General features: G+C 68.5%; 21 protein-coding genes. 10 read left to right on the forward strand and 11 right to left on the reverse strand.

Annotated elements, in window-relative coordinates:
* Window positions 1–259 precede the first annotated feature (259 nt).
* Together ACYJP6_RS06430 and ACYJP6_RS06435 are read left to right on the forward strand one after the other, a co-directional pair.
* The gene (locus ACYJP6_RS06430; RefSeq protein ID WP_459474213.1) at window positions 260–2,071 is read left to right on the forward strand and encodes an ABC transporter ATP-binding protein; all 1,812 of its coding nucleotides are present in this window, start codon (window positions 260–262) and stop codon (window positions 2,069–2,071) included.
* Window positions 2,072–2,138: 67 nt separating this feature from the next.
* The gene (locus tag ACYJP6_RS06435; protein WP_186309295.1) at window positions 2,139–2,291 is read left to right on the forward strand and encodes a hypothetical protein; all 153 of its coding nucleotides are present in this window, start codon (window positions 2,139–2,141) and stop codon (window positions 2,289–2,291) included.
* Window positions 2,292–2,625: 334 nt separating this feature from the next.
* Here the strand turns inward: ACYJP6_RS06435 and treA are convergent, their stop codons facing one another.
* The 3 genes from treA to ACYJP6_RS06450 form a co-directional block, all read right to left on the reverse strand.
* On the reverse strand, window positions 2,626–4,269 hold the full coding sequence (gene treA, locus ACYJP6_RS06440) for an alpha,alpha-trehalase TreA (RefSeq protein WP_459474214.1): 1,644 nt from the start codon (window positions 4,267–4,269) through the stop codon (window positions 2,626–2,628).
* A 99-nt stretch (window positions 4,270–4,368) separates the two neighbouring features.
* Window positions 4,369–6,282: an ATP-binding protein gene (locus ACYJP6_RS06445; protein WP_459474215.1), complete on the reverse strand. Its 1,914-nt coding sequence runs from the start codon at window positions 6,280–6,282 to the stop codon at window positions 4,369–4,371.
* 126 nt (window positions 6,283–6,408) lie between these two features.
* Entirely contained in the window at window positions 6,409–9,834 is a 3,426-nt protein-coding gene (locus ACYJP6_RS06450) for an AAA family ATPase (protein WP_459474216.1), read from the reverse strand.
* A 172-nt stretch (window positions 9,835–10,006) separates the two neighbouring features.
* Here ACYJP6_RS06450 and ACYJP6_RS06455 point away from each other — a divergent pair, with 172 nt between their 5' ends.
* Window positions 10,007–10,144 (forward strand): hypothetical protein, encoded by a 138-nt coding sequence (locus tag ACYJP6_RS06455; RefSeq protein WP_459474217.1) that lies wholly within the window; start codon window positions 10,007–10,009, stop codon window positions 10,142–10,144.
* A 42-nt stretch (window positions 10,145–10,186) separates the two neighbouring features.
* Here ACYJP6_RS06455 and ACYJP6_RS06460 read toward each other — a convergent pair whose 3' ends face one another.
* From ACYJP6_RS06460 to ACYJP6_RS06475, 4 genes are all read right to left on the reverse strand, one after another.
* Window positions 10,187–11,362, reverse strand: coding sequence for a zinc-dependent alcohol dehydrogenase (locus ACYJP6_RS06460; RefSeq protein WP_459474218.1), 1,176 nt, complete (start codon window positions 11,360–11,362; stop codon window positions 10,187–10,189).
* On the reverse strand, window positions 11,362–12,201 hold the full coding sequence (locus ACYJP6_RS06465; protein ID WP_459474219.1) for an SRPBCC family protein: 840 nt from the start codon (window positions 12,199–12,201) through the stop codon (window positions 11,362–11,364). The genes ACYJP6_RS06460 and ACYJP6_RS06465 overlap by 1 nt, the downstream gene beginning before the upstream one ends.
* Window positions 12,202–12,300: 99 nt before the next feature.
* On the reverse strand, window positions 12,301–13,506 hold the full coding sequence (gene sbcD / locus ACYJP6_RS06470) for an exonuclease subunit SbcD (RefSeq protein WP_459474293.1): 1,206 nt from the start codon (window positions 13,504–13,506) through the stop codon (window positions 12,301–12,303).
* A gap of 141 nt (window positions 13,507–13,647) precedes the next feature.
* Complete coding sequence (locus ACYJP6_RS06475) at window positions 13,648–14,508, reverse strand: LysR family transcriptional regulator (protein ID WP_459474220.1); 861 nt, start codon at window positions 14,506–14,508, stop codon at window positions 13,648–13,650.
* A 97-nt stretch (window positions 14,509–14,605) separates the two neighbouring features.
* On the opposite strand from ACYJP6_RS06475, the gene ACYJP6_RS06480 reads away from it, so the two are divergent.
* Window positions 14,606–15,505, forward strand: a complete 900-nt coding sequence (locus tag ACYJP6_RS06480; RefSeq protein WP_459474221.1) for a DMT family transporter — start codon at window positions 14,606–14,608, stop codon at window positions 15,503–15,505.
* Window positions 15,506–15,577: 72 nt separating this feature from the next.
* On the opposite strand, the gene ACYJP6_RS06485 is transcribed toward ACYJP6_RS06480, so the two are convergent.
* Together ACYJP6_RS06485 and ACYJP6_RS06490 are read right to left on the reverse strand one after the other, a co-directional pair.
* The gene (locus ACYJP6_RS06485; protein WP_459474222.1) at window positions 15,578–15,733 is read right to left on the reverse strand and encodes a hypothetical protein; all 156 of its coding nucleotides are present in this window, start codon (window positions 15,731–15,733) and stop codon (window positions 15,578–15,580) included.
* Window positions 15,734–15,916: 183 nt separating this feature from the next.
* Window positions 15,917–16,960: a GlxA family transcriptional regulator gene (locus ACYJP6_RS06490; protein ID WP_459474223.1), complete on the reverse strand. Its 1,044-nt coding sequence runs from the start codon at window positions 16,958–16,960 to the stop codon at window positions 15,917–15,919.
* 219 nt (window positions 16,961–17,179) lie between these two features.
* Between ACYJP6_RS06490 and ACYJP6_RS06495 the strand changes: the two genes are divergently transcribed.
* The 4 genes from ACYJP6_RS06495 to ACYJP6_RS06510 all read left to right on the forward strand — a co-directional run bounded on the left by ACYJP6_RS06495 (window position 17,180) and on the right by ACYJP6_RS06510 (window position 21,263).
* Window positions 17,180–18,634, forward strand: a complete 1,455-nt coding sequence (locus ACYJP6_RS06495; protein WP_459474224.1) for an amino acid permease — start codon at window positions 17,180–17,182, stop codon at window positions 18,632–18,634.
* A gap of 94 nt (window positions 18,635–18,728) precedes the next feature.
* Complete coding sequence (locus ACYJP6_RS06500) at window positions 18,729–19,607, forward strand: GntR family transcriptional regulator (RefSeq protein ID WP_459474225.1); 879 nt, start codon at window positions 18,729–18,731, stop codon at window positions 19,605–19,607.
* Between the two features lie 78 nt (window positions 19,608–19,685).
* Window positions 19,686–20,693 (forward strand): nucleoid-associated protein YejK, encoded by a 1,008-nt coding sequence (gene yejK, locus ACYJP6_RS06505; RefSeq protein ID WP_459474226.1) that lies wholly within the window; start codon window positions 19,686–19,688, stop codon window positions 20,691–20,693.
* A 132-nt stretch (window positions 20,694–20,825) separates the two neighbouring features.
* Window positions 20,826–21,263 carry a hypothetical protein gene (locus tag ACYJP6_RS06510; protein ID WP_459474227.1) on the forward strand — a complete coding sequence of 146 codons (438 nt, stop codon included), beginning with the start codon at window positions 20,826–20,828 and terminating at the stop codon, window positions 21,261–21,263.
* Window positions 21,264–21,645: 382 nt separating this feature from the next.
* Here ACYJP6_RS06510 and ACYJP6_RS06515 read toward each other — a convergent pair whose 3' ends face one another.
* Window positions 21,646–22,161 carry a dihydrofolate reductase gene (locus ACYJP6_RS06515; RefSeq protein ID WP_459474228.1) on the reverse strand — a complete coding sequence of 172 codons (516 nt, stop codon included), beginning with the start codon at window positions 22,159–22,161 and terminating at the stop codon, window positions 21,646–21,648.
* 81 nt (window positions 22,162–22,242) lie between these two features.
* Here ACYJP6_RS06515 and ACYJP6_RS06520 point away from each other — a divergent pair, with 81 nt between their 5' ends.
* Window positions 22,243–23,631, forward strand: a complete 1,389-nt coding sequence (locus ACYJP6_RS06520) for a DUF2868 domain-containing protein (RefSeq protein ID WP_459474229.1) — start codon at window positions 22,243–22,245, stop codon at window positions 23,629–23,631.
* A complete protein-coding gene (locus ACYJP6_RS06525) occupies window positions 23,628–25,004 on the forward strand; it encodes a GTPase/DUF3482 domain-containing protein (RefSeq protein ID WP_459474230.1) in 1,377 nt (458 codons plus the stop codon). The genes ACYJP6_RS06520 and ACYJP6_RS06525 overlap by 4 nt, the downstream gene beginning before the upstream one ends.
* Here ACYJP6_RS06525 and ACYJP6_RS06530 read toward each other — a convergent pair.
* Window positions 25,001–25,894 (reverse strand): proline iminopeptidase-family hydrolase, encoded by an 894-nt coding sequence (locus tag ACYJP6_RS06530; RefSeq protein WP_459474231.1) that lies wholly within the window; start codon window positions 25,892–25,894, stop codon window positions 25,001–25,003. The two genes, ACYJP6_RS06525 and ACYJP6_RS06530, sit on opposite strands and share 4 nt — an antisense overlap.
* Window positions 25,895–26,113: the final 219 nt, after the last annotated feature.

Here is a 26,113-nt window from a genome sequence, read left to right on the forward strand (position 1 = left end):
ATCCCGGACAACAAAAAACCCGCCGAAGCGGGTTCTTTGTTGCGACCATCCCAACGTCCTGTCAGGCGCCATCCTGGCCTGGTCATCGTCCTTGACCTCAGAGCTGCGCATCCTGCGCGGCTGATGGGTGTAGATTACGCACCCTGCTGGAGTGGCAACATGGCCAGCTGACACCATCGCGTGTAAGCCTTTTGCCATATCCCCGGGAACACCCTGCTCACCGCTCCGCCTAATGCTGGATTCCAGCCGAAGATCCGCCATGGCCCTCTCCACCTCCTTCGCTATCGTCCAGTTGCAGATGCGCCGCGCCGCCGGCCTGGTCTGGAGTACCTCTCCGGCGCTCATGATCGGCCTGGTCCTGGCCACCTTGATCGCGGGCCTGTTACCGGCCCTGGCCGCCTGGCTGGGGCAGCGTATCGTCGATGCCGTGGTGTCCGCCATGCAGCTGCATGCGCAGCAGGGCCAGGCGCCACTGTGGCCGGTGCTGAAATTCGTGCTCGCCGAAGCCGGGGTGCTCGCCGCCCTCGCCGGTGCCCAACGGCTGCTGTCGGTGCAGCAATCGCTGCTGCGGGTACGCCTGGGGCAGACGGTGAACCTGCTGATCCTGGAAAAGGCCCAGACCCTGTCGCTGGCGCAATTCGAGGACGCCGACTTCTACGACAAGCTGGTGCGGGCACGGCGCGAGGCCTCGGTGCGGCCGCTGGCGCTGGTGACCAAGTCCCTGACGCTGCTGCAGAACCTCATTTCGCTGGTCAGCTTCGCCGTGCTGCTGGTGCATTTCTCGCCCTGGGCCCTGGTGTTGCTGGTGGTAGGAGCGCTGCCGGTGTTCCTGGCCGAGGCGCGCTTTTCCGGCGATGCCTTTCGCCTGTTCAGCCGCCGCGCCCCCGAGACGCGCCGCCAGACCTACCTGGAAACGCTGCTGTCCCACGAGGCCTACATCAAGGAGGTCAAGCTGTTCGGCCTCGCCCCGCTGCTGCTGGCGCGCTACCGCGCCACCTTCGCCAAGCTCTACGCCGAGGACCGCCGCCTGACCCTGAGACGCGACGGCTGGGGCTTCGTCTTCGGGCTGCTGGGTACCCTCGCCTTCTATGCCGCCTATGCCTGGGTGGTGCTCGACACGGTGCGCGGCCGCCTCAGCCTGGGCCAGATGACCCTCTACCTGACCCTGTTCCGCCAGGGCCAGGCGGCGGTCAGCGCCAGTCTCACCGCCGTGGGCGGCCTCTACGAAGACAGCCTCTACCTGAGCAACCTCTATGACTACCTCGGCCAGCCGACCACCGTGGAGGGCGGCAGCCTGACGACCGGCAGCCGGCCCGGCGATGGCCTGAGATTCGAAGACGTGGGCTTCACCTATCCAGGCGCGACGGCGCCGACCCTGCAGGACATCAGCTTCCACCTGGCGCCGGGTCAGAGCCTGGCGCTGGTGGGCGCCAACGGCTCGGGCAAGACCACTCTGATCAAGCTGCTGACCCGTCTGCATGCCCCCAGCCAGGGTCGCATCCTGCTCGACGGCAGCGATCTGCAGGACTGGCAGCCCACCGCCCTGCACCGGCGCATCGGCGTGATCTTCCAGGATTTCATCCGCTACCAGCTCAGCGCCGGCGAGAACCTCGGTGTCGGCGATACCCAGGCCTTCGACGACGAGACGCGCTGGCGCAAGGCCGCCGAACAGGGACTGGCCGACGAGGTCATCGCCGGCTTGCGCGAGGGCTACGCCACCCAACTGGGGCGTTGGTTCATGGGGGGCCAGGAGCTGTCCGGCGGCCAATGGCAAAAGATCGCCCTGTCGCGGGCCTATATGCGCGAAGACGCCGACATTTTGGTGCTGGACGAGCCCACCGCCGCCCTGGACGCCGCGGCCGAAGCGGTGATCTTCGAACGCTTTCGCGCCCAGGCGCAGCAGCGCATGACCCTGCTGATCTCGCACCGCTTCTCCAGCGTGCGCAACGCCGATCAGATCCTGGTGCTGGAAGGGGGTGAGATTCGCGAGCGAGGCGATCATGCCCAGCTGTTGGCCACTGGCGGACGCTATGCGCAGCTGTTCGATCTGCAGGCGCGGGGTTATCGCTGATCGCCGGTGGCGAACTTCGCGGGTAGGGCTCTGCCCAAACCTTTACCACCCCACTCGCGGAGCCCGTATGAACGATCAGATCAAGGAAAACCCCGACGACCTGGATATCGATCCGGACATCGCGCCCGATCCCGAAGAGCCGGTGGGCGAGGATCCGGATGACCGCCCCCTCGAGGAGCGCCTGCCGCAGAAGAATCCGCGCAACCCGGAGTACAGCTGATGAACGCCATCCTGCCATTGCCCGAGGAAGAGGATCCGGAAGGCCTGCATCCCGCCGAGCTGCCCGCCGACGAGGACGATGCGCCACCGGTGGATCCGCTGTGAAGTTCTAGACTTTCAGGCTACAGAGGTCTGGCGTGGGGTTTGCCCTCACCCCGACCCTCTCCCAGAGGGAGAGGGAATGGCAGCCCGTAGGTTGGGTTGAGCATAGCGAAGCCCAACGGGTCGATCATCACTCCCGGATCGTTGGGCTTCGACGATGAGGTTGTCTTAGCCCAACCTACGGATTGGCAGCAACCTGAAAAGGTCCGCCATGGCGGACCTTTTCCTTGGCCTTACTGCGCGCCGGTTTGCGGCTTGTAGAGCTCGAGCAGCTTGAGGGTCACGCCATTGGTCCAGCCGAAGCCGTCCTGCAACTCGTATTCGCCGCCACCACCGCCCTTGCCGCCGGTGAGGTCATATTTCTCCACCAGCTTCTGCTCGCGGGCGTAGAGGTTCTGCACCTGGGTCAGGAAGCGGCCGCCGATGTCCGCGGCCAGCTTGTCCTGCTGGTAGCGGCGCAGGCCATCCACGGCTACCCATTGCAGCGGCGCCCAGCCATTGGGTTCGTCCCACTGCTGGCCGGTCTTGACCGTGGTGGTGGCGATGCCACCGGGACGCAGCAGCTGGTTGGCCACCGTCGCCGCGGTCAGGTCGGCGCTGCTCTGGCTGGCGAGGCCCACGTACAGTGGGAACAGGGCGGCGGCGCTGACCTTGTCGGTGCGGCGCTTGGCCTGCCAGTCGAAGTCGGTGTAGTAGCCGGCCGGATTCCACAGATAGCGGTCGATGGCCTGCTGGCGGCTCTTGGCCTTCTGGCTGTAGGCCTGGACGCAACTGGCCTCGCCGGTCTTGTCGCAGGCCTTGGCGATGGTCTGCTCCAGGTGATAGAGCAAGCTGTTCAGGTCCACCGGGGCGATGGCGGTGGTGCGAATGGTCGCCAGGGTCTTGCCGTCGCCGAGCCAGCGCGAGGAGAAGTCCCAGCCGCTTTCGGCACCGGCGCGCAGGTCGCGATAGACCTCGCCGGCCGGACGGCCCTTGGCCTGGGCCGCGGTGGCCAGGTCTTCCAGGTAGGATTCCTGGCGCGGGGTATCGCTGGCGTCCCAGTAACGGTTGAGCAGGGTGCCGTCGGCCAGCTTGACCACGTGGGCATTGGCCTGGCCCGCCTGCAAGGCGTCCGCGCCGGCCATCCAGTAGGCGTATTCCTTCTGCAGTTGCGGCAGGTAGCGGCGATAGGCGGAGTCGCCTTCCAGGCTGGCCTGCAGGTCCACCATGTAGGCGAAGAACGGCGGCTGGGAGCGACTCAGGTAGTAGCTGCGGTTGCCGTTGGGGATGTGACCGTAGACGTCGATCTCATGGGCGAAGTTGTCCACCATGTCGCGTACCAGGTCGGTACGGCCATTCTTGGCCAGGCCGAGCATGGTGAAGTAGGAATCCCAGTAGTAGACCTCGCGGAAGCGGCCACCCGGCACCACATAGGGCTTGGGCAGCGGCAGCAGGCTGCTGTAGGCCGGCACCTCCTCGTAATGGCGGGTCAGCACCGGCCAGAGATCCTTGATGTGGGTCGGCAGGTCGGCGCCGGCCTTGGGCGGTGCTGCCTTGATGGGGTCGGACTCTTCGAAGTTGGCCCTGACGAAGGCCTTGAGGTCGAAGCCGGGCTGGTCGCGCTGGGCCAGGTAGTCGCGGCGAATGGCGGCCGGGTCGCGCTTGGGCAGCGCATCGACGAAGTGCTTCTGGTCGGTGAACAGCTTGCCCTGCTGCACGGCGGTGAACAGCTCGGGGTAGGCCCGGTCCGGTGGCACGACGCGTGCGCTGCTGGCGTCGCGCCAACTCCAGGAGAGGGTTTCCGGCTTGTCGCCGTCATGGGCGCAGGCGGCGAGAAAGGCGATGGACAGGGATAGGGCGAGCATCCGCGCGGGCGGCGCGGGTGGCAGGCGTTTCATGAAGCGCTCCTTTTCTTGTCGAGACGACAGCAGCCGCAAAGGACGTTGCGACACGAAAGGATCGACCCCCGACCGCCGCGACAGTTCGCCGCGGCGCATTCAGACGTCCGGGCGCAGACGCCTCACGCAGCGGGCCAGTTCCTCCAGGCCGAAGGGCTTGCTGATGAGTTCGACGCCCTCCTCGGCCAGTTCCGGCAAGCTCGCCGGATCGGCCTGGCCGGAGAGATAGAGCACCGGCAGACTGGGGGTGGTGGCCCGCGCCTGTTCGGCCAGTTGGCGGCCGTCCAGCCCGGAAAGACCCAGGCTGGTCACCAGCAGGTCGATGCGCAGGCTGCCCGAGGCGATGAGGGCGACGGCCGTGGTGCTGTCGCTCACGGCCAGGGGCGTGTAGCCCAGCTCGGCGAGGGCCTCGCTGATGATCACCCGGACCTCGCGTTCCTCTTCGACGATCAGCGCGCAATCACCGGACACCTCGGGCAGCAGCTGGCCCTGGGGGGCTACCGTCACCACGGCGGTCTCCGGCTCGGCGAGCAGCCGAGGCAGATAGAGGCTGATACGGGTGCCCTCGCCCAGCACCGACTGGATTTCCACCTGGCCACCCGATTGCCGGACGAAGCCGTAGATCATCGACAGCCCCAGCCCGGTCCCGCGACCGCTCGGCTTGGTGGTGAAGAAGGGCTCGCAAGCGCGCTGGAGCGTCTCGGCATCCATCCCGGTACCGCTGTCGCAGACCTGGATCCGAATGAAATCGCCGGCCAGCGTCTCGCCGCCCAGGCCGATGCTCAGCGGACCGCTGACGTTCTCCACCCGAATGCTCAGCTCACCGCCCTCCGGCATGGCGTCGCGGGCGTTGATGGCCAGGTTGAGGATGGCGTTTTCCAGCTGGTGCGGATCGCAGTGCAGCAGCCAGAGGTCGTCGGCCAGCTGGACTTCCTTGCGGATCTTCTTGCCCAGGCTGTGGCGCAGCAGTTCGTGCATGCCCTGCACCAGCTGGCCGGCATCCACCGGCCGCGGCTCGAGCACCTGGCGCCGGGCGAAGGCCAGCAGGCGCTGGGTCAGGGCCGCGGCGTTCTCCGCGGAGCGGGTGGCGGTGTCCAGATAGCGCTCCAGTTCCTGGACGCGCCCCTGCTGGACCCGGCGTCGCATCAGGTCGAGGGAGCCGACGATGCCGGTGAGCAGGTTGTTGAAGTCGTGGGCGATGCCGCCGGTGAGCTGGCCGATGGCTTCCATCTTCTGCGCCTGGCGCAATTCCTCTTCCAGCGCGACCAGCTCCTGGCTGCGCGCCTCGATGCGCTCCTCGAGGTTGCGATTGAGTTCGTCCAGCGCCTCGCGCGCGCGGACGGTCTCGCTGACGTCGCGGGAGATGGACAGGAAGCGCAGGGGTTGGCCGTCATCGCCGAGGATCGGCGTGACCACCACGTCCCACCAGCGGCGGGTACCCTTGGCGGTGGGGGCGAGGCCGGTGAAGCGGCCGATGCCACCCTGGCGCGCCGCTTCGATCGCGCCCAGTACCTCGTGGCGCTGCGCCTCGGGCCAGAGTTCGGCCCAGGGGCGGCCCTGGAAGGGAATGAAGTCGTCGATCTCCATGACCACCAGACCGCCCGGATTCATGTACTCCAGGCGGCCCTCGAGATCGATCAGCTTGATGCAGTCGACGCTGCAGACCATGACGCTGCGCTTGAAGGCCTCGCCCTGCCACAGCTCGGCCTCGTGCCGGCGCTGTGCGGTGACGTCGAGCAGCACGCCGCCGTCGTCGCGGCGCTGGAACTGCAGGCAGCGCGCCTTGCCGTCCGCTCCATGGCGCCAGGCCTCCCAGACCGCGCCCGGAGCGGGCAGCAATCCCTCGGGCGGCGCGGTTCGGCTCTGCAAGCCGGCCAGCAGCTCGGCCAGCGGAAGGCCCCGGGCGAGCTCCTCGGCGTCCCGCTCCAGCATGGCCGCACAGACGGCATCCGCGCGCCATTCGGCGCGGCGGGGATCGAAGTCGAACAGGCCGACGGCAAGGAATTGGGACATGGTAGGTAGCGGGCCGGTTGGAGAAAAAGACGTCACCGAGCGAAGGCGGACGCGAAACCGGTCTAAGTTAACAGTTTCGGCGTATCGCTTGGCGCTGGGCTTCGACCTCCAGGCAAGAAAAAATGCTCACTCGGTCGCGCCCTGCGCCACCGCATAGCGCCGCTCCAGGCCACTGTGGCCCAGGCCGACGCCCTTGCGCACCTTGAGTTGCACGGGTATCCGCTCCTTGAGTGCCTCCACGTGGCTGATGATGCCGATGGTCTTGCCGCCGGCGTTGAGCTGGTCCAGGGCATCGAGGGCGACCTCCAGGGTCTCGCCGTCCAGGGTGCCGAAGCCTTCGTCGAGGAACAGCGAATCGATGCCGGTGCGCTGGCTGACCAGATCCGACAGCGCCAGGGCCAGCGCCAGGCTGACCAGGAAGCTCTCGCCCCCCGAGAGGGTACGGATGTCGCGCAGGGCATCGGCCTGCCAGGTGTCGAGGATCTGCAATTCCAGCTCGGCCGCCTGGCGCCGGATCAATCGGTAGCGACCGTGCAACCGCTGCAGTTGGCCGTTGGCCAGGTGCACCAGGTGATCCAGGGTCAGGCCCTGGGCGAACTTGCGGAACTTGGCGCCGTCGGCCGAACCGATCAGGCCATTGAGGTGCTGCCAGAGGTCGTGGTCGCGCTCCTGGGCGGCGATCTCGACCAGCAGCGCTTGCAGGCCGTCGCGACGACGTTCGTCTTCGCGCAGGGCGGCGCCGACCTCACCCTGGCGCTGGCCGAGGGTGCGCAATTCGGCGGTCCCGGCGGCCAGGTCGGCATCCACCTCGGCGGCGCTGCGCTCGGTGAGGGGCTGGGCGCGCAAGGTGGCGTCACGCTCCTGGACCGCCCCGGCGAGGGCACGGGCTTCGGTCAGGGCGGTATCGAGATTTGCCAGCGCGGCGCTCAGGGCGCGGCGCTCGGTTTCGTCCAACTGTGCTGCGCGCCAGGCGTCGGCATCGGCGAAGGCGCTGGCGGCCAGGGCCGCCGTCCAGCGCTCGCCCGCGTCGGTCACCGCCCGCGTCTCGCTCTCGAGGCGCGCCTGCAACGACTGCCGGGTGCCCTGCAAGGCCGCGCCCTGCTCGCGGCAGTCGTCCCAGGTCTGGGTGGCCTCGGCGAGGATGGCGGCCGCCGCCTCCGGCGCCACCTGGGCCGGCGCGACCGCCGTCGCCCGGCTACGCCATTGCTCCACCACGGGCGCCAGGGTGGCCAGACGCTGTTCGAGGTCTTTCAGGCGCTGCTGCACCTCCAGGGCGCGCCGGCCATCGGCTTGCCAGGCACGCCACTCCTGGTCGCGCGCGGCCAGCCACTCGGCGGCGCGGCCGGGTACCTCATGGCCCCAGCGCCCCAGCTCCGCGGCCAGCTCGCGCTCCGCCTGGGCCTGTTGTGCCTCGGCCGCCCGCTGCTCGTCCGCGCCTTCGGCCAGGCTCTGGCGGGCGCGCTCCCAGGCCGCCTCGGCCAGCGCCAGGCGCTGTTCGGCATCGGCCTGCTGGCGAGCCGCTCGTTGGGCGTCCTGGCGGCTTTCCTCGCCCTGCTGACGCAGGCCATCCAGGGTGGCGAGGACCTGCTGGATGCGGGCCAACTCGGTGTCCTGGCGGCGGCGCAACTCGGCCACCGCGCCCGGTGCGGCGGGATCGGCGCCCAGGGCGACGCAGCGCTGGCGCCAGAGTTCGCCCAGTTGCTCCAGCTGCTGGTTGGCGTCGGTCTGCTGTTCGGTGGTCTGCGCCAGCTGCGCCTTGAGGGCGGCCAGGGCTTCACTGAGGTCCTTGCCTTCCTGGGTCAGTCGTTCCAGCTCGGCCTTGGCTTCCTGCAAGGCCGTCTGGGTGGCCGAGACGTCCAGGGCCGCGTATTCGGCCACCGCCGGATGCTCCCGCGAGCCGCAGAGCGGACAGGGCTCATGGGGCTGCAATTCGGCGCGCTGGGCTTCGAGGCTGCGGATGACCCTTTCCTGCTCGAGCAGCTTGTCACGCTCGCGCACCTGCTGGGCCACCTCGCGATAGCGACCACGCAGGGCATCCAGTCGCACCTGCTGGTCATCGTGCTGGCGCTGGCGCTCGCCCTGGGTACGGGCCAGGCGTTCCAGCTGGGTGTGCAGCTGCCGCTGCCGTTCGACCAGTTGATCGAGCTGGTCCACTTCGTTGACCCGCCCCAGCGCCGCCTGCCAGAGGGACCGCCAGGCCTTTTCGTCGCGACCGTCCAGGGCGGCCTGCCAGCGCTCGAGGTGCACCTGTTCCGCGGCCTGGGCGACACTCGCCTGGTCGCGTGCCCGGGTCACCGCGACCTGCTGGGCGTCCCGCTCCTCGACCAGCAGCTGCAGTTGGCGGGTCTGCTCCTGCTGGCGTCGTCCGAGACGGGCCAGGCCTTCGGCTCTTTCGTCGCGCAGGGCCAGCTGGCTGCGCCAATCGCCGAGGCGCTCGCCCAGCTCGGCATGGGCGCTGCGCTCCGCCAGGCTGGCGTCCAGGTGCTGGCGTTCCGCCAGGGTATCGGCCTGCTCCGTCTCGGCCTGGCGCAGCTGTTCCAGACTGGCGCCCAGGGCCTGGGCCAGGGCGGTCTCGCGCTGGCCCGTCAGGGCCTGGATACGCTGATCGAGTTGCGTCAGTTCTGCACCGCTGCGCTGCTCGCGCGCCTGGGCCTCGCGCCAGGCCTGTTCCAGGGGCAGCAGGCGCGCTGCCGGTTCGGCCAGGGCCAGCCGCTGGCGTTGCGGTTCGGCCGCGTCCCAGGCCTGCTGCGCCGTGGCCAGGCGGGCTTGCGCCTGCTGCTCGCTGGTCGCCGCCTGTTCCAACTCGGTCAGCCAGTGCCGCTGCGCCTGCCAGGCCTTGAGTTCTTCGCCCAGTTGCGCCTCGCGCGCCGCCAGGCTGGCGCCCTCGGCGGTCAGCGCCTGGCGGCGCTCGTCATCCAGCACCTCGACGCCGGCGACGCGTTGGCGCAGGCCTTCCAGCACCCCCTTGGCCTCCCGCGCGCGCTCGAACACCCGCTGGGAGATCTGCCCGTACACCGCCGTACCGGTCAGCTCTTCCAGCAGTTCGGCACGCTGGCTGGCACTGGCCTCCAGGAAGGCCGCGAAGCCGCCCTGGGCCAACAACATGGAACGGGTGAAGCGCTCGAAATCGAGGCCCGTGAGTTCCTCGGTGAGCCGCAGCTTGTCGCCGGTCTTTTCGGCGAGGATGCTGCCATCCAGCTTGGCCAGTTCCACCTTGGGTGGTTGCAGGGCGCCATCGGCGCGATCCCGGGCCCGGCGCTGGCTCCAGAAGGCGCGGTAGCGCTCGCCACGCACGGCGAATTCGACCTCGGCGAGACAGTCGCCGGTGTGGCGGGTCATGAGTTCATTGCTGTCCCCGCCCACCTTGCTCATGCGTGGCGTGCGGTGATAGAGCGCCAGGCAGATGGCATCCAGCAGGGTGGTCTTGCCCGCCCCGGTCGGCCCGGTGATGGCGAACAGGCCGCTGCTGGCGAAGGGCTCGGCAGTGAAGTCGATCTTCCACTCACCCTTGAGGGAATTGAGGTTCTTCAGGCGCAGGGTGAGGATCTTCATCGGGCTTTTCCAGGACGACTCGGCGAACCGCCGATTCTGGCATTGTTGGGCGCGCTCGCCCATGCCAACCGACCATTCGACCTGTGGTCGTGTCCATCGCTGAACTTGCCTCCTGCCCCGCTCTCAACTGCAAGGTATCGCTCTGCAACCTCGTATCCCGGGAGGATTCGTCGTGCGCTCGCCTCTGTCCCCCTTCGATTTTCTCGGCATGCCCATCCTGATCGGCCTGGGCACCTTGGCCCTGGTCAGTTGCAGCGGCGACCACCGGGTCGCCGCGCTGGTGCAGCCGCTGACGACCTGGCTGGTGTAAACGCCAAGAAGCCCGGCGGCATCAGGATCACCGGGCTGCCCCTCAAGGCATGAACACCGCCCTCATGCAGTTCTTGTCCTTTGACTTGAACAGCTCGTAGCCATAGGGCGATTCCTCCAGGCTCATCGGGTGGGTGAGCAGGTAGGAGGGGTCCAGCTCGCCCTTCTTGATGTGCTCGAACAGCCGCTCCACATAGCGCTGCCCTGGCTGCTGGCCCGACTTGACCGTCAGCGCCTTGTTGACGATGGCGCCCATGGGGAATTTATCGATCACCCCGCCGTAGACGCCGATCACCGAGACCGTGCCGCCCTTGCGGCAGGCACGGATGGCCTGGCGTAGCGCCGAACCCCGCTCGGTGTGCAGCCGCAGCAGTTGCTTGGTCTTGTCGTAGGTGTAGTCCAGCTGGGTGCCGTGGGCTTCCATGCCGACGCAATCCAGGCAACGATCCGGGCCCCGGCCGCCGGTCAGCTCCAGCAAGGCTTCGTGGATGTTGGTGGTCTCATAATCGAGGGTGATGGCGCCGGCCTTCTGCGCCGCCAGCTGCAAGCGATCACTGAAGCGGTCGATGGCGATGACCCTTTCGGCACCCAGCAGGTAGGCGCTGCGAATGGCCATCTGCCCTACCCCGCCACAGCCCCAGACCGCCACGGTGTCGCCGGGCTGGATGTCGGCCAGGTCCGCCGCGTAGTAGCCGGTGGGCACGGCATCGGAGACGAACACCGCCTGGGCGTCGCTGACGCCATCGGGCACCTTGAACAGGTTGACGTCGGCATAGGGCACCCGCACGTAGGTGGCGTGGCTGCCGGCGTAGCCGCCGAAGGCGTGGCTGTAGCCGAAGATGCCGGTGCAGGGCTGCCCATAGGCCAGGTCGGTCAATTCGGGCTTGGGATTGCTGTTGTCGCAGCAGTTGTAGTCCTCGCGCTGGCAGTGCTCGCAGTCACCACAGCCGATGATGGAGATGGTGATCACCCGGTCGCCGATGGCCAGGTCACCATTGCGCAGGCCACTGCCCAGCTCGACCACCTCGGCGAGGAATTCATGGCCGATGATGTCGCCGGGCTTCATCGCCGGGACGTAGCCGCCCAGCAGGTGCAGGTCCGAGCCACACACCGAGGACATGATGACGCGCACGATGGCATCGCGCGGATTGAGGATTTCCGGGTCTGGAACGGTTTCCACCTGCAGACGGTTGGGGGCTTGCCAGGTCAGCGCGCGCATTATTCGGTCCTCGCTTGGGTACCCAGGCCGGCGTCGAGGTCAGCCTGGGGTTCGTCGGCCGGCCGGGTGACCGGCGGATGGGATGGCGCCAGCGGGCGGCCGCTGCGGGTGATCTCGGGAGTGGCGATCTCGCCGGTCTCCAGTTGCTGCTTGAGCCGGCGCAAGCCGAGATTGACCGCCTTGCCGGTGAAGCGGCTGATGCCTTCGGTGACGGCATGGCCGAGCAACCCGGCGGGCGCCTCGCAGGCCAGGACGGCCTGGACCAGGGTGCCGCGCCCCTGGGGTGCGTCGCTGAAGGTCAGGCTGGCCTTGTGCGCCATCACCGTGCCGGGCACGGTGCTCCAGAGCAGGAATTCGTTGTCGCGGCGCTCGCTCTGCTCCAGGGTCCAGGTCAGGGTGCGGCCCAGGGGACCAGAAGCATGCCAGTGGCTATCGCCATCGGCGCCCAGCTCGATACGATCGACGAAGGGCAGCAGCTCGCGCAGGTGCTGCAGGTCTGTGCAGTAGGCGAACACCTCTTCGCGTGGTTTGGCGATGGTGACGCTGCGCTGGATGGCGGTGGGATTGTGCCAGCCCCAGCGCTCGGCCAGGGCTTGCTCGAACGGCGAGGGTTGCAGTGCGGCCTTGAGCTCGCAGCGCTGGCGTACCCCGCGACTGAGCGCCATGGCGCCCAGGGCCATCTTCACGCAGCCGGTCAGGCCGCCGCGGCGGAGACCACCGAGGATGAGCAGGCCACCGCCCAACAGGGAGATGACGCGCTCGCTGCCCTGGACATTGGGTACCTGTCGCGTCGAATGCGCCCGGTGGGTAGCGGCGAGGGGTGGGGATAGGTCGTTCATCAGGTCTCCTCCTATGGCGGGTGCTTAGGAGGGTGACCCCGGGCAAACGGGCGTTGTTCCTGTCGAAAAAAACCGTCCGATGGAAGCGTTTCGCTGCGATCAGGCGGGCATCTCGCCGAGAACCTCGCGGTAAAGCCCTTCCAGCCGGGTGCGCAGCTCGTCGTCCAGCTGCTCGTCCGCCAGGCGCTGCTGGAAGACATCCAGGGGGCTGAGTTCCTCCAGCGTCTCGCGCTGGGTGCCTTGCAGGGTAGGCGCTGCGGCGCTACGCGCCCGGCGTACCCGCAGTACTTCCAGCGGCAGTTCGGCGACCAGCGCATTGATGCGCGGTTGCAGATCGGCCAGGTAGTCATCGCCGGCCACCACCACCTCGGCCCACACCGGGAACTCGGCGCTGCCGTCGGCGGCCGCCTGGGCCAGGGCCGTGCCCAGGGTATCCAGGTTGCCCTGCACCACCGCCAGCGGCTGGAAACAGGGCACCGCCAGGGGCGTCACCCGCTCCAGGCCATGGGCGAAATCCACCAGCAGGACCTCCTTGGCGCGCTCCTCGTCGAAGCTCAGGCACAGCGGCGAGCCGCTGTAGCGCACGTGCTCCAGGCCACCGACCCGCTGGGGCCGGTGGATATGGCCGAGGGCGATGTAGTCCGCCGGCGGGAAGGCGCTGGTGGGAAAGGCATCGAGGCTGCCGACGTAGATCTCCCGTACCGACTCGCTGGCGCTGGCACCCACGGTGGTCAGGTGGCCGGTGGCGATGATCGGCAGGCTGCCACCCAGCTCGGTGCGCCGCGCCTCGGCCAGGCCGTGCAGTTCGGCATAATGCCCCTGGATGGCCTGTTGCAGCGCCTGGCGCTTGTCATCGGCGCTCTGCCCCGCCTGGCTCTGCACCACGTCACGCGGGCGGACGAAGGGAATGCCGCAGAGCAGCGCGCCGATCTCGCCGTCCCGCCGACGCAGTTCCAACAACTGATCCGCCGGCGTCGCGCTGACACAGGGGATGACCCGGGTATCCAGGCAGGCCAGCAACTCGCGGGATTCCGCCAGGACCGCCGCGGAATCGTGGTTGCCGCCCAGCACCACCAGGCTGGCCCCCGTACCGCGCAGGGCGACGATGAAGCCGTTGTACAGTTCGCGGGCATAGCTCGGCGGGGTCGCGGTATCGAAGATATCCCCCGCCACCAGCACCACGTCTACCTGCTGTTCCTCCACCTGGGTCACCAGCCAGGCCAGGAAGGCCCGATGCTCGGCCTCGCGGGTACGGCCGAGGAAGTGCTGCCCCAGGTGCCAGTCGGAGGTGTGCAGCAGGCGCAGGCCAGCGCGCGCGACCGGCTTGCGGGCACGCTTGGCGGTGGGCTTTTCCGGCGGGGCGGTGGCGGGCAGGTCGAACAGCGGGAGGTTTTCCATGGGCCTGGGGGTCGAAGCGGCAAAGAGGCGCAGTATCTCCTCCCCCGCCTAGAGATGGAAATCTTCAGCGATCAAGGCCGCCAGATGGGCGCAGGCGGGACTGCGCTCTCCTGGCGGCGACGCCAGGCGCAATTCGTGCACCGGCAGCGCGGGAAAGCCGTCTTCCGGCCGCAATTCGCGCATGGGTGCAGTCATCCGCGTGCGGTCGGTGATGGCGACCGCCTGGCCCAGTTCGACCGCCGCCTCCAGCGCCGAAGAGGCGGCGCTGGTCATAACCGCCTGCCAGGGCCGGCCCTGGCGGGTCAGCAGGTCGATCCCTAGCTCCCGATAGCTGCAGCCTTCGCCGTGCAGGGCCAGGGGCACGCGGGTGTCCGGGGTCAGCAGCAGACCGGGACCGGCGACCCAGACCGGTTGGGTATGGCCGAACACCTGGCCCTCCGCCTGGGCAGCGCCAGGCGGCCCCACCAGCAGCGCCAGATCCAGCAAGCCCTGACCGAGCCAGCGCCGGAGTTGGCCGCTGTTACCGGTGAGCACCTCGAGCACGATGCCGGGATACTCGCCCTGCAGCCGCGGCAGCACGGCCTTGAGCAGCCGGGCGGCATAGTCCTCGGCCACCCCCAGGCGCACCTCGCCCACCACCGGCTGGCCGGTGAGACCGGCGAGGATGCGGTCGTGGGCCTGCAGCAGGTCGGCGGTTTCCAGAAGTACTCGGCGACCGAGCGGGGTCAGGGTCACCGCCTGGTTGTCCCGCTCGAACAGCCGTCCGCCGGTCTGCTCTTCCAGCCGGCGGATCTGGCTGCTCACCGCCGAGGGGCTGCGATTGAGCTGCAACGAGGCGGCCCGGAACTGCCCCAGCCGAACGATGGTGTGGAAGGTGCGTAGGACGTCGATATCGAGGGGCGCGGGCATGATGCGTTTTTATCGAACAATAGCTACCAATAATGTCGTTTGAGTGTATTAGCACCCCGGTCCAGGCTCAAGGCATTCCGTCACCTGGAGCCTGCTCATGCCTACCATCCGCTCTTCCGCGCTATTCCGTCAGTTCGCCCTGGTGCTGTGCTGGAGTGCCGGTTTCGTCGGCTATCGCTACGCCGCGGACCAGGCGCCCACACTGCTGGTCACGCTCTGGCGCTTCGCCCTGGCCGCCCTGCTGCTGTTGCCCTTTGCCTGGGCCGAGCTGCGCCGGTTGCCGCTGAAGAGCATCAGTCAGCAAGCGGCCATCGGCGCCCTCGCCTTCGCCGGTTGCATCGCCCCGGCAGCCAAGGCCATCGAGCTGGGCGTCTCGCCGGGGCTGGCGGCGCTGCTCTCGGACCTGTCGCCGCTGCTGGTGGCCCTGGGTTGTTGCCTGCTGCCGGGACAGCGCACTAGCGGCCGCCAGTGGCTCGGGCTGGGCCTGGGGCTGACCGGGGTGCTGCTCGCCACCGGAGCGGGACTGGGCCTGGGCGTGGCCCCCGGCTGGGCCTATGCCCTGCCCCTCGGCGGCGCCCTGGCACTGGCCTTGGCCACCCTGGTGCAGAGTCGCCTGCCGCCCAGTCGTCTGGCGCTGCCGACCCAGCTGTTCATCCAGCTCGCCGCCAGCAGCCTGGTGATGACGGTGGCCGCCGGCCTGGAAGGGTCGCTGCGCCCGCCCTTGACCCCCGGCTTCGCCCTGGCGGTGCTCTGGCTACTGATCCCGACCCTGCTCGGCTACGGGCTTTATTGGTTGTGCCTGCGCCAGGGCAGTCCCCAGGCGGTGAGCGGCGCTCTCTATCTGAGCCCGCCGGTGGCCCTGCTGTGGGCCTGGGCCTGCTTCGACGAACCCCTGGCGCCGGGCATGCTGCTCGGGCTGCTGTTCGCCCTGGCGGGACTGCTGTGCCTGAATGCGGCGGAGCGGAACCGGCAACTGGAGCCGGCGCTTGGCGGATGAGGCTTTCAAAGGAGTGCGATGCTGACGGCTGTCAGCATCGGCGCAGGCCCCGCTTGCGAGGCCAGGGTAACGTCAGGCCCTGTCGTCGGCCTGCTCGTCATGGTCCTTCAGCGCAGGCTTCTTGCCCGGTTGCGGCGCGTGCTCGGCCTCGGCGGCGATGTCCTCGCCCTGATGCTTCTTTTCCTGCTGCACCTTCTTGTCGTGGGCGACGTTACGTGGATCGGTCATGGAATTGCCTCGCTCGGTAGGTCGTTCGGGCCCCTTCGATGCATCACGCAGGCCGTAATGCACGGGGTGATGTTTCGAGCGAGGCGGCACGGAGCCGTTCCTGTGCGCCGACGAAACGCTCTGAGCCGGGCCACTCCGGCTGCTCAGGGAGCGTTGCGCATGCCGGGGTGGCGAAGTTCTGGCCTAGTACTTCAGCCGCCGCTCCTTAGATGGTGGATAGCCGAAATAAGCCGAGTATCTCTTGCTGAAGTGGGTGACCGAGGTGAAGCCGCACGCGACCGCCACCTCCAGCACCGACAGGGTGGAGTGCTGCAGCAGACGGCGGCCCTCGGTAATGCGCAGCTCCAGGTAGTAGCGCATGGGCGCGGTGTCGAGCTGCTCGCGGAACAGCCGCTCGACCTGGCGCCGCGAACGGCCCGCGTAGTCGCACAGCTGCTCGATGGTCAGGGGTTCCTCGATGTTGGCTTCCATCAGGGTCACCACCTCGCGCAGCGGCGGGGTCATCTGAACCTTGAGCGTCGGATTGACCTGGCGAAAGCGCGACTCCTCGAAGGCTAGGATGTTGACCAGGCCATCGGCCAGGGCGCTGCCGCACTGGGCACCGATCCATTCGAGGAAGAGGTGGAAGGCGCCGCTGGGGCTGGCGGCGGTCAGGCGATCACGATCCAGCACATGGCTTTCCGCCGAGGTCTTGCAGCCGCGCACCCGCTCGCTGAAGGCGCTGCGCTGCTCGGGATGGATGGCGCAGCGATAACCGTCCAGCACCCCGGCCTGACCCAGCTGCCAGGCGCCGTTCCACAGCCCGCAGAGGGTGACCTGCTGCTTGGCCGCCCGCACCAGCAGCGCCTTGAGCCGCGGGTCCAGTTCCAGCGGGGTGCGCAGCCCGCCGCAGACCACCAGCAGGTCGAAGCGGGCGCCTTCCACGGCGCGATAGTCGCCGTCCGGACGGATGACGATGCCCAGGTCGCTGAGCACCTCGGCGCCGGTCGGACTGTAGGTCCGGGTGGCGAAGGTCCCAGCGGCGAGCAGGTTGGCGGTGACCAGGGTGTCCAGCGCCTGGGTGAAGGACGGCAGGGAAAAGTGATCGAGCAGGATGAAGCCGACCAGCCGGGAAAACTCCGGCCGCGGCCGCGTCGACTGCAACTGCAGGTAGTTCTTGCCCTGGATACCGCTACCGAAGGTTCTCGAATCGATCACGCTGCACTGCCTTCTACGACCTGGGCCCATGCTAGCCGAAGCGCAGGCCGGCAATGATCGGACTGCGACAACGCCGCACCGACGACCGTCATCCCACCTGGCACCCGCGGCCTGCTAAGCTTCGCCGCTTTTTTGCCGCCTGTCCCCGCGGGACGTCTTTCGCGGGTGGCGCAATCCCTTAGCTTCGATTACCGCGAATGGCCGCCAGAGCCAGCGCCGGACCCCGTTCAACTGCCAGCTGGAAACCTCATGTCCACCCCCTCCCCGAGCCTGCAGCGCCGGCTCAAGCCCCGTCACCTCAACATGATCGCCATCGGCGGCTCCATCGGCACCGGCCTGTTCGTCGCTTCCGGCGCCACCGTGGCCACGGCCGGTCCGGGTGGCGCCCTGGCGGCCTATGCGCTGATCGGCCTGATGGTCTACTTCCTGATGACCAGCCTGGGCGAGATGGCCGCCTACCAGCCGGTATCGGGTTCCTTCTCCATCTATGGCAGCCGTTTCGTCGAGGACGGCTTCGGCTTCGCCCTCGGCTGGAACTACTGGTACAACTGGGCGGTGACCATCGCCGCCGAGCTGGTGGCGGCGCAACTGGTGATGGGCTTCTGGTTCCCTGAGGTACCGGGGCTACTCTGGAGCGCGCTGTTCCTCGGCCTGATGTTCCTGCTCAATGCGGTATCGGTGCGCGGCTTCGGCGAGAGCGAATTCTGGTTCGCCGCGATCAAGGTCGCCACCGTGGTGGTCTTCATCGGCCTGGGCCTGGCCGCCATTCTCGGCATCTTCAGCGGCATCGAGCCGCCGGGGCTCTCGGTCTTCACCCAGGGTGAGGCGCCCTTCGTCGGCGGCCTGCAGGCCATGGTCGGGGTCGCGATGATTGCCGGCTTCTCCTTCCAGGGCACCGAGCTGATCGGCATCGCCGCCGGTGAGTCGGAAAATCCGCGCAAGAACGTGCCCATCGCCATCCGCCAGGTGTTCTGGCGCATCCTGATGTTCTATGTGCTGGCGATCTTCGTCATCGGCATGCTGATTCCCTACACCGATCCGCGCCTGTTGCAGAACGATGCCAGCGACGTCTCGGTCTCGCCGTTCACCCTGCTGTTCGAGCGTGCCGGCCTGGCCTTCGCCGCCAGCCTGATGAACGCGGTGATCCTCTCGGCGGTACTCTCCGCCGGCACTTCCGGCATGTATGCCTCGACCCGGATGCTGCACAGCCTCGCCGAACAGGGCAAGGCGCCGCGACTGTTCGCCCGCGTCGCCCGCAACGGCGTGCCGCGCAACGCCCTGCTGGCCACCACGGCGGTCGGCGCCCTGTGCTTCTTCACCTCCTTGGTGGGCGACAAGGCGCTCTATGGCTGGCTGCTCAACACCTCGGGGATGTGCGGCTTCATCGCCTGGCTGGGCATCGCCGTGTCCCACTACCGCTTCCGCCAAGGCTACCTGGCCCAGGGCCGCCGCCTGGAAGACCTACCTTACCGCGCCAAGCTGTTCCCCTTCGGTCCGCTGCTGGCCTTCGCCCTCTGCCTGGTGATCACCCTGGGGCAGAACTACGGGGCGCTGTTCGGTCCGAACGGGGTCGACTGGCTGGGTCTGGCCGCCACCTACATCAGCCTGCCGCTGTTCCTCGCCGTCTGGCTGGGCTATAGATTCAAGCATCGCAGCCGGCTGGTGAAGCTCCAGGAGATGGACGTACGCCCCAGCGCCGAGTGATGGCGCTACCCTGAGAGAACCGCCCGGGCCGGCTGCGCCCGGCGGCTCCCGTGCTAGCATTCCTGACTCTTCCCGCCGATTCGCCAGCGCTGCCATGGGCAACACCCTCGCCTCCCGCCTCATCCCCGACATCCTCAGCTACATCGCCTCCCACCAGCTGGCGGTGGGCACGCGGCTGCCCGAACGGACGCTGGCCGAGCGACTGCGGGTGTCGCGGTCGCCGGTGCGCAGTGCCCTGCAGCAGATGGCCGATCAGGCCCTGCTCATGCGCCATGTCGATGGCGGCTTCGCAGTGGCTGCCGAAGCCCTGGTGGCCACGCCCCAGGCGCGCGAAGAGGTATCGGCAAGCGAGCGCCTGTACCTGGCCATCGCCCGGGACCGCATCGAGGGCGAGTTGCCGCTGAAGGTTTCGGAAAACGAGCTGATCCGTCGCTACCAGGTCACCCGCGGACAATTGGCGGACATCCTCCGGCGCATCGTCCAGGAGGGCTGGGCCGAGCGGCTGCCAGGCTATGGCTGGAGTTTCGTCGAAGGCCTCACCTCGCCCGCCGCCTATGCCCAGAGCTACCGTTTCCGCCTGCTGATCGAACCGGCCGGCATCGGCGAAGCCGACTTCACCCTGGATGCCGAGGCGCTGCGCCGCTGCCGCGACGAGCAGGAGCTCCTGGCCGAGGGCCGGGTGTTCGAGGCTTCGCCGGCGGAGATCTTCGACGCCAACACCCGCCTGCACGAGACCATCGCCCGCTGCTCGGGCAATGCCTTCATCCTCGACGCCCTGCGCCGGCTCAATCGCCTGCGGCGGCTGATCGAATACCAGAAGTCGGTGGATCGCGAGCAGGCCCAGCGTCGCTGCCAGGAGCACCTGCAGCTCATCGACCTGCTGCTGACGGACCGCCGCGAGGAGGCGGCGCTCTTCATGACCCGGCATCTGCGCAATGCCGCCGAGGAGAAGCAGGAGCCGGCCGCGTCCTGAGGCTGCGGCGTCAGGGGCCTGCCCGTCGCCGCGCCTGGGCGTTAGACTGGCGGACTTTTCCCGTTACCCGAGTCCGCCATGCCGATCCGTCACGCCATCGTCCATCTGATCGACAAGAAGCCCGACGGCCAGCCCGCGACCCTGCACGCGCGGGACGCCGAACTGGCCGACTCCCAGGCCATCGAGAACCTGCTGGCCGATCTCAACGACAGCTACAACGCCAAGCCCAACAAGGCCTGGGGGCTGTTCCACGAGGAATCCGGCGCCTATCCCTTCAGCGGCTGGCTCAGCGCCTACCTGGAAGGCGAGCAGGACTTCGTCGCCTTCAGCCGCCAGGCGGTGGAGCACCTCAAGGGCCTGATGGAGAACAGCAACCTCTCCACCGGCGGCCACGTGCTGTTCGCCCAGTACCAGCAGGGCATGACCGACTACCTGACCATCGCGCTGCTGCACCACAGCGAAGGGGTGACCGTCACCGAGACCCTGGAAGTGGCCCCGGCCAAGCACCTGGACCTGGGCCAGCTGCACCTGGCGGCGCGCATCAACCTCTCGGAATGGCGCAACAACAAGCAATCGCGCCAGTACATCTCCTTCATCCGCGGCAAGGGCGGCAAGAAGGTCTCGGACTACTTCCGCGACTTCATCGGCTGCCAGGAAGGCGTCGATGCCAAGGGCGAGACCCGCACCCTGCTCAAGGCCTTCAGCGACTACGTGGAAAGCGAAGACCTGCCCGAGGAAGCCGCCAAGGAAAAGACTGACACCTTGGTGGACTACGCCAGCAGCCAGGCCAAGCGCGGCGAGCCCATGGCCCTGGACGCCCTCTCCGAGCTGATGGACGACGAGGCCCCACGCGCCTTCTACGACTACATCCGCAACAAGGACTACGGCCTGGCGCCGGAGATCCCGGCGGACAAGCGCACCCTCAATCAATTCCGCCGCTTCACCGGCCGCGCCGAGGGGCTGTCGATCAGCTTCGAGGCGCACCTCCTGGGTTCGCGCATCGAGTACGACGAAGGCCAGGACCTGCTGATCATTCGCGAGGTGCCCAGCCAGCTCAAGGACCAGCTCAAGCGGCGCAAGGACTAGCAACCGTCGAGCCGCCCGACACCTGGGGTTGCAAACGAAGTCACCGATCGGGCGCCCCCGGCTGGACAGGCGCCGGCCAAAGGGGGCACAAGATGTCCCTTCTTTTCTTCTTCTGCCGAAAAAGTCGAAACCATGAGCCAGTACCCCTTCGAACGCCGCATCGTCATCACCCTGCAATCGAACAACGAGCTGACGCTCGACGCCGCCTTAGACCAGGCGGTCTCGCGCATCAAGCAGGGGGAGATCCATGGCGGCGACGAAGGCCTTGCCACCGCCTACAGCTTCCATGTGGATACCGTCGCCGAGGGTCCGTCCGGTCCGGTGGACCTGGGCGAGTACCTGGGCCGCCCGGCCACCAAGGCCGAGCAGAGCGTGGTGGACAGTGGAGTCATCCCCCGCTTCCGCCTCGGGCAAGAGGTGGCCGTGCAGCTCGGCAACGGCGCGTTCAAGCCCAGCAGCATCCAGGAAGTCCGCCTCTTCCCCCAGGTGGAGGGCCCCTGCTGGCTGTACCTGGTGGAAGAGCGCGTGCACCGCGACTACCTGCCGGCGAAGAAGCTCAAGGCGATCTGAGGGGGCCTTGGTGGGCGTGTTGGGCTTCGCTACGCTCAACCCAACCTACCAGCCGCGTAGGTTGGGTTGAGACGGCTCCATCGTCGAAGCCCAACACCCCCGCGCACGGCCCGACACCGTTGGGCTTCGCTGCGCTCAACCCAACCTACCGACCCGCGTAGGTTGGGTTGAGACGGCTCCATCGTCGAAGCCCAACATGAGGAACCCAGCCTGGGATTGTTGGGCTTCGCTGGCGCTCAACCCAACCTACCGGTCTGGCGTAGGTTGGGTTGAGACGGCCCTATCGTCGAAACCCAACATGCGGGAGCCGACCAGGGAATGTTGGGCTTCGCTGCGTTCAGCGCCAACCTACGAGAGGCAGCGCGAGACGCGGAGGCGGCAGCTAGGCCCGCCGCTCCCAGACCTCGCAGGAGTAGGCAGGGCGGTCCTCTTCGGCCGGATGTTCCTGCCGCGAGACCAGTTGCCAGTCGCTCTCCTGCCAGTCCGGAAAGAACACATCCCCTTCCGGCGCCAGGGCAACGCGAGTCAGGTAGAGACGTTGCGCCACCGGCAGGGCCTCGGCGAACAGCTGGGCGCCGCCGATCAGCATGATCTCGCTGGCCTCGCGCTCCCGGGCCCAAGCCTCAGCGCGCTCCACGGCAGCCGCCAGCGAAGCCCGGACCTCGGCACCTTCGGCGTGCAGATCAGTCTGACGGGAGACCACCAGGTTCAGCCGTCCCGGCAGCGGGCGGCCGAGGGAGTCCCAGGTCTTGCGACCCATGACCAGCGGCTTGCCGAGGGTCACGGCCTTGAAATATTTGAGTTCCGCCGGCAGGTGCCAGGGCAGCCGATTGTCGATGCCGATGACGCCGTTGTCGGCCACGGCGACGATCAGGCTCAGGGGAAGAGAGGTTTTCATGGTGACAGAGCATAGCAGAGCCGTTAACAGGGCGGGCGCCAGGGACTATCCTCGGCGTTTTTGCTGCAAGGGCGCCGACGCGTGACCGCTACCCCCTCCCCCGCCTTCGAGGATCTCTGGCTGACCGAGGCCTTGCGCCTGACCGAGGAAGACAGCGGCCCGCTGGAAGACGCCGAGGCCAATCGCCAGGCGCGGGCATCCGGGGGCGCCTTCGAGACGCGCCTGGTGAATCGCGCCCGCCTGCTCGGCCAGCGTGACGGCTTGTTGGCCGCGCGGCGCCGCTGGCGCCAGGGCGCGGTGCTGGCCGCCTGGCTGCTGGGGATCGTCGCCCTGTGCTGCGGCGCTGGTCTCGCCGCCGGGGCGCTGGGCGACGGCAGTCGACCGGTCAATGTGTTCTGGGCGCTGGGCAGTCTGCTCGGCCTCAATCTGCTCAGCCTGCTGGTCTGGACGTTCGGTCTCATGGGCGGCGGTCGGCAACTGGCCTCGCCGCTGGCGCGCCTCTGGCTGTGGCTGTCCGGCCGCCTGGCGCGCGATGCCCGCGCCCTGCACCTGGGCCCGGCGCTGGTCGGCCTGCTCGGCCGCGCCCGGCTGCTGCCCTGGGCCCTGGGCGGCCTGGTGCACGGTCTCTGGCTGCTGATCCTCGGCAGCGCCCTGGCCACCCTGCTGGCACTGCTCTCCGGACGCAGCTATCTGTTCGTCTGGGAAACCACCCTGCTGGGCAGCGACACCTTCGTCGTCGTCACCCAGGTCCTCGGCGCCCTGCCCCAGTGGCTGGGCTTCCCGCTACCCGACCCCGCCAGCATCGCCGCCAGTGGCGATGCCGCCAGCCCCCTGGCCGGGGCGCGCCAGGCCTGGGCCGGCTGGCTGCTGGGGGTGGTGCTGGTCTACGGCCTGCTGCCACGCCTGCTGTTGACCCTGCTCTGCCTGTGGCGCTGGCAACGCGGCCGCCAGCGCCTGCGCCTGGACGTCGAGCGCCCCGGCTATCTGCGCCTGCGCGAACGCCTGCTGCCGACCAGCGAACGCCTGGGCGTCAATGACGCCGCCCCCGCCCAGCTGCCGCAGCAGGAGGCCAGTGGCCTGGCCCAGGCCGGCGACGAGGCCCTGCTGGTGGGCATCGAACTCACCGACCACAGCTGGCCGCCGCCCTTGCCCGCCGGGGTACGCGACGCGGGTGTGCTCGACGACGGCCAGGGCCGCCGCCACCTGCTGGAACAGCTGACCCGCTACCCGGCCCGCCGCCTGCTGATCGCCTGCGACCCCCGCCGCTCGCCCGATCGCGGTACCCTGGCCCTGCTGGCGGAATTGTCGCGCTGCGCCACGGCGACTCGCATCTGGCTGCTTCCTGCGCCCCTGGGCGGCAAGCTCGATCTGGTCCGCCTGGACGACTGGCGCCAGGCGCTGGATGCCCTGCGCCTGACGCATTGTGCGGGTGACCTCGAAGAACTGGCCTGGCTGGAGACGAATCCATGAGCGGCCCCCTGCGCCTGGCGCTGGTCGGTCACACCAATGTCGGCAAGACCTCGCTGCTGCGCACCCTGACCCGCGACGTCGACTTCGGCGAGGTCTCCCATCGTCCCAGCACCACGCGACATGTGGAGGGCGCCCGGCTATCGGTGGACGGCGAAGCCCTGCTGGAGCTCTACGATACCCCGGGCCTGGAAGACGCCATCGCCCTGCGCGACTACCTGGAACAACTCGAACGCCCCGGTGAACGCCTGGATGCCGCCACCCTGCTCGACCGCTTCCTCGACAGCGTGGAAGCCCGCCAGAGGTTCGAGCAGGAAGCCAAGGTGATCCGCCAGCTGCGCGCCTCCGACGCCGGGCTCTATGTCATCGATGCGCGCGAGCCGGTATTGGCCAAGTATCGCGACGAACTGGCGGTGCTGGCCGGCTGCGGGCGACCGCTGGTGCCGGTGCTTAACTTCGTCGCCGCCGAGGGTCACCGTGCCGACGACTGGCGCGCCACTCTTGCCCGTCTCGGCCTGCACGCCCTGGTGCGCTTCGACAGCGTTGCGCCGCCGGCAGATGGCGAGGCGCGGCTCTACGAGAGCCTGGCTACCCTGCTGGAAAGCGGCCGCCCCGCACTGCAGCGCCTGCTCGCCGATCACGCCGAGCAGGCCCGGCGTCGCCATCACGAGGGCGTGCGCCTGATCGCCGAATTACTGGTGGACGCCGCCGCCGCCCGCCGCAGCGTGGCGCCCGGCGACGCCGAGGTGAGCACTGCCACCGCTGAGTTGCGCGACGCCCTGCGCACGCGCGAGCAGCGCTGCGTGGAGGAGCTGCTACGGCTGTTCGGCTTTCGTCCGGGCGATGCCCAGGCCAGCGACCTGCCCTTGCTGGACGGCCGCTGGGGCGACGACCTGTTCAATCCAGAAACCCTGCGCCTGCTGGGCATTCGCCTGGGCGGCGGCGTGGCGGCCGGCGCCGCGGCGGGGGTCGGTCTCGACCTGCTCGCCGGCGGCCTGACCCTGGGTGCCGCCACGGTGCTGGGCGCACTGGCCGGTGGCCTGGCGCAGACCGGCGGGCACTACGGCAAACGGCTGTTCGGCAAGCTGCGCGGTGGCCGGGAGCTGTCCATCGACGACGCCGTGCTGCGGCTATTGGCCGTGCGCCAGCGTCAGCTGCTGGCCGCCCTGGAAGCCCGCGGCCATGCCGCCCAGGGTGCCATCGAGGTCCTGGCGCCGGACGAGCGACGCTGGCGCGAAGGCAAGCTGCCCCCCGCCGTCCAGGTGGCCCGCGCCCACCCGGAGTGGTCGGCGCTCAATCCGCGTCCGCGCCTGCAGGCCGACGACCGCCAGGCCCGCATCGACGAGATCGCCGCAGCGCTGGATGCGGACGCCTAGCCGCGTTCAAGCTCGGCGAGAAAATCCGCCACCAGGTTCATGCAGGCCTCGCGCTCTTCCACGTGGGGCATGTGACTGGAGTCCTCGAAGATGCGCCAGCGCGCATTCGGGATGAGTCGGTCGAAGGGTTCCACGCAGGCCGGCGTGGCCTCGTCATGGCGCCCGGAAATCAGCAGCGTGGGCACCTGGATCCGCTCCAGACGGTCGATCACGCTCCAATCCCTGAGACTGCCGATCACATGGAACTCGGTGGGGCCGTTCATGGCGTGATAGACCGTGGGATCGTCCTCGATGGCGGCGAAGGTCCGCGCCACCTCGGCCGGCATGGGTTGCACCCGGCAGACGTGACGGGCGTAGAAGACCTCGCTGGCGGCACGGTACTCGGGTGAGTCGGTGGTACCGGCGGCCTCGTGGCGATCCAGCGTAGCCTGCACCTCGGGCGGCAATTCGGCGCGCAGCCCCGACGCGGCCTCCCGCCACAGCGCCATGGACGCCGGCGAATTGGCGATGATCAACCCGTGCAGTCCCTCGGGTTGGCGTACCCCATGCTCGGCGGCCAGCATCCCACCCCAGGATTGGCCGAGCAGCCCGTACTGGGTGATGTCCAGGTGCCGGAGCAGATTGCTCAATTCGTCGAGGAACAACTCGACCGTCCAGAAGGCTGGGTCGATGCCGCGCAGATGGGTGGAGCGGCCGTTGCCGAGCTGGTCGTAATGCACCACCGGCCAGCCGCGCTCGGCCAGGTCCTTGAAGCTGTCGACATAGTCGTGCGTGCAACCGGGACCGCCATGGGCCACCACCAGCGGCAATCGCCCACTGGCCAGGTCACCGGTGACCCGGTACCAGGTCTGGTGCCCTTGGAAATCGGCGTAGCCTTCGCGAACCTGCATGGATGCCTTCCTCGTCTCGATGGGAACGAGAGCAGGCTAACGGGCAGGTGGCGGGGGGATAACTGGGAAAAGTTGTAGGTTTGGGGAGTTTGGCTGATTCGCGGAACCAGCAGTTTCCCTGTGCTGATGGTCCCTGTACGCCGGACTCCTCCTCCACGCTAGACAGCCCCCTCTCCCGCTTGCGGGGGAGGGTTGGGGTGGGGGCGCTCGGCTCAGGTC

The sequence above is a fragment of the Pseudomonas sp. No.117 genome (genome assembly GCF_054558395.1).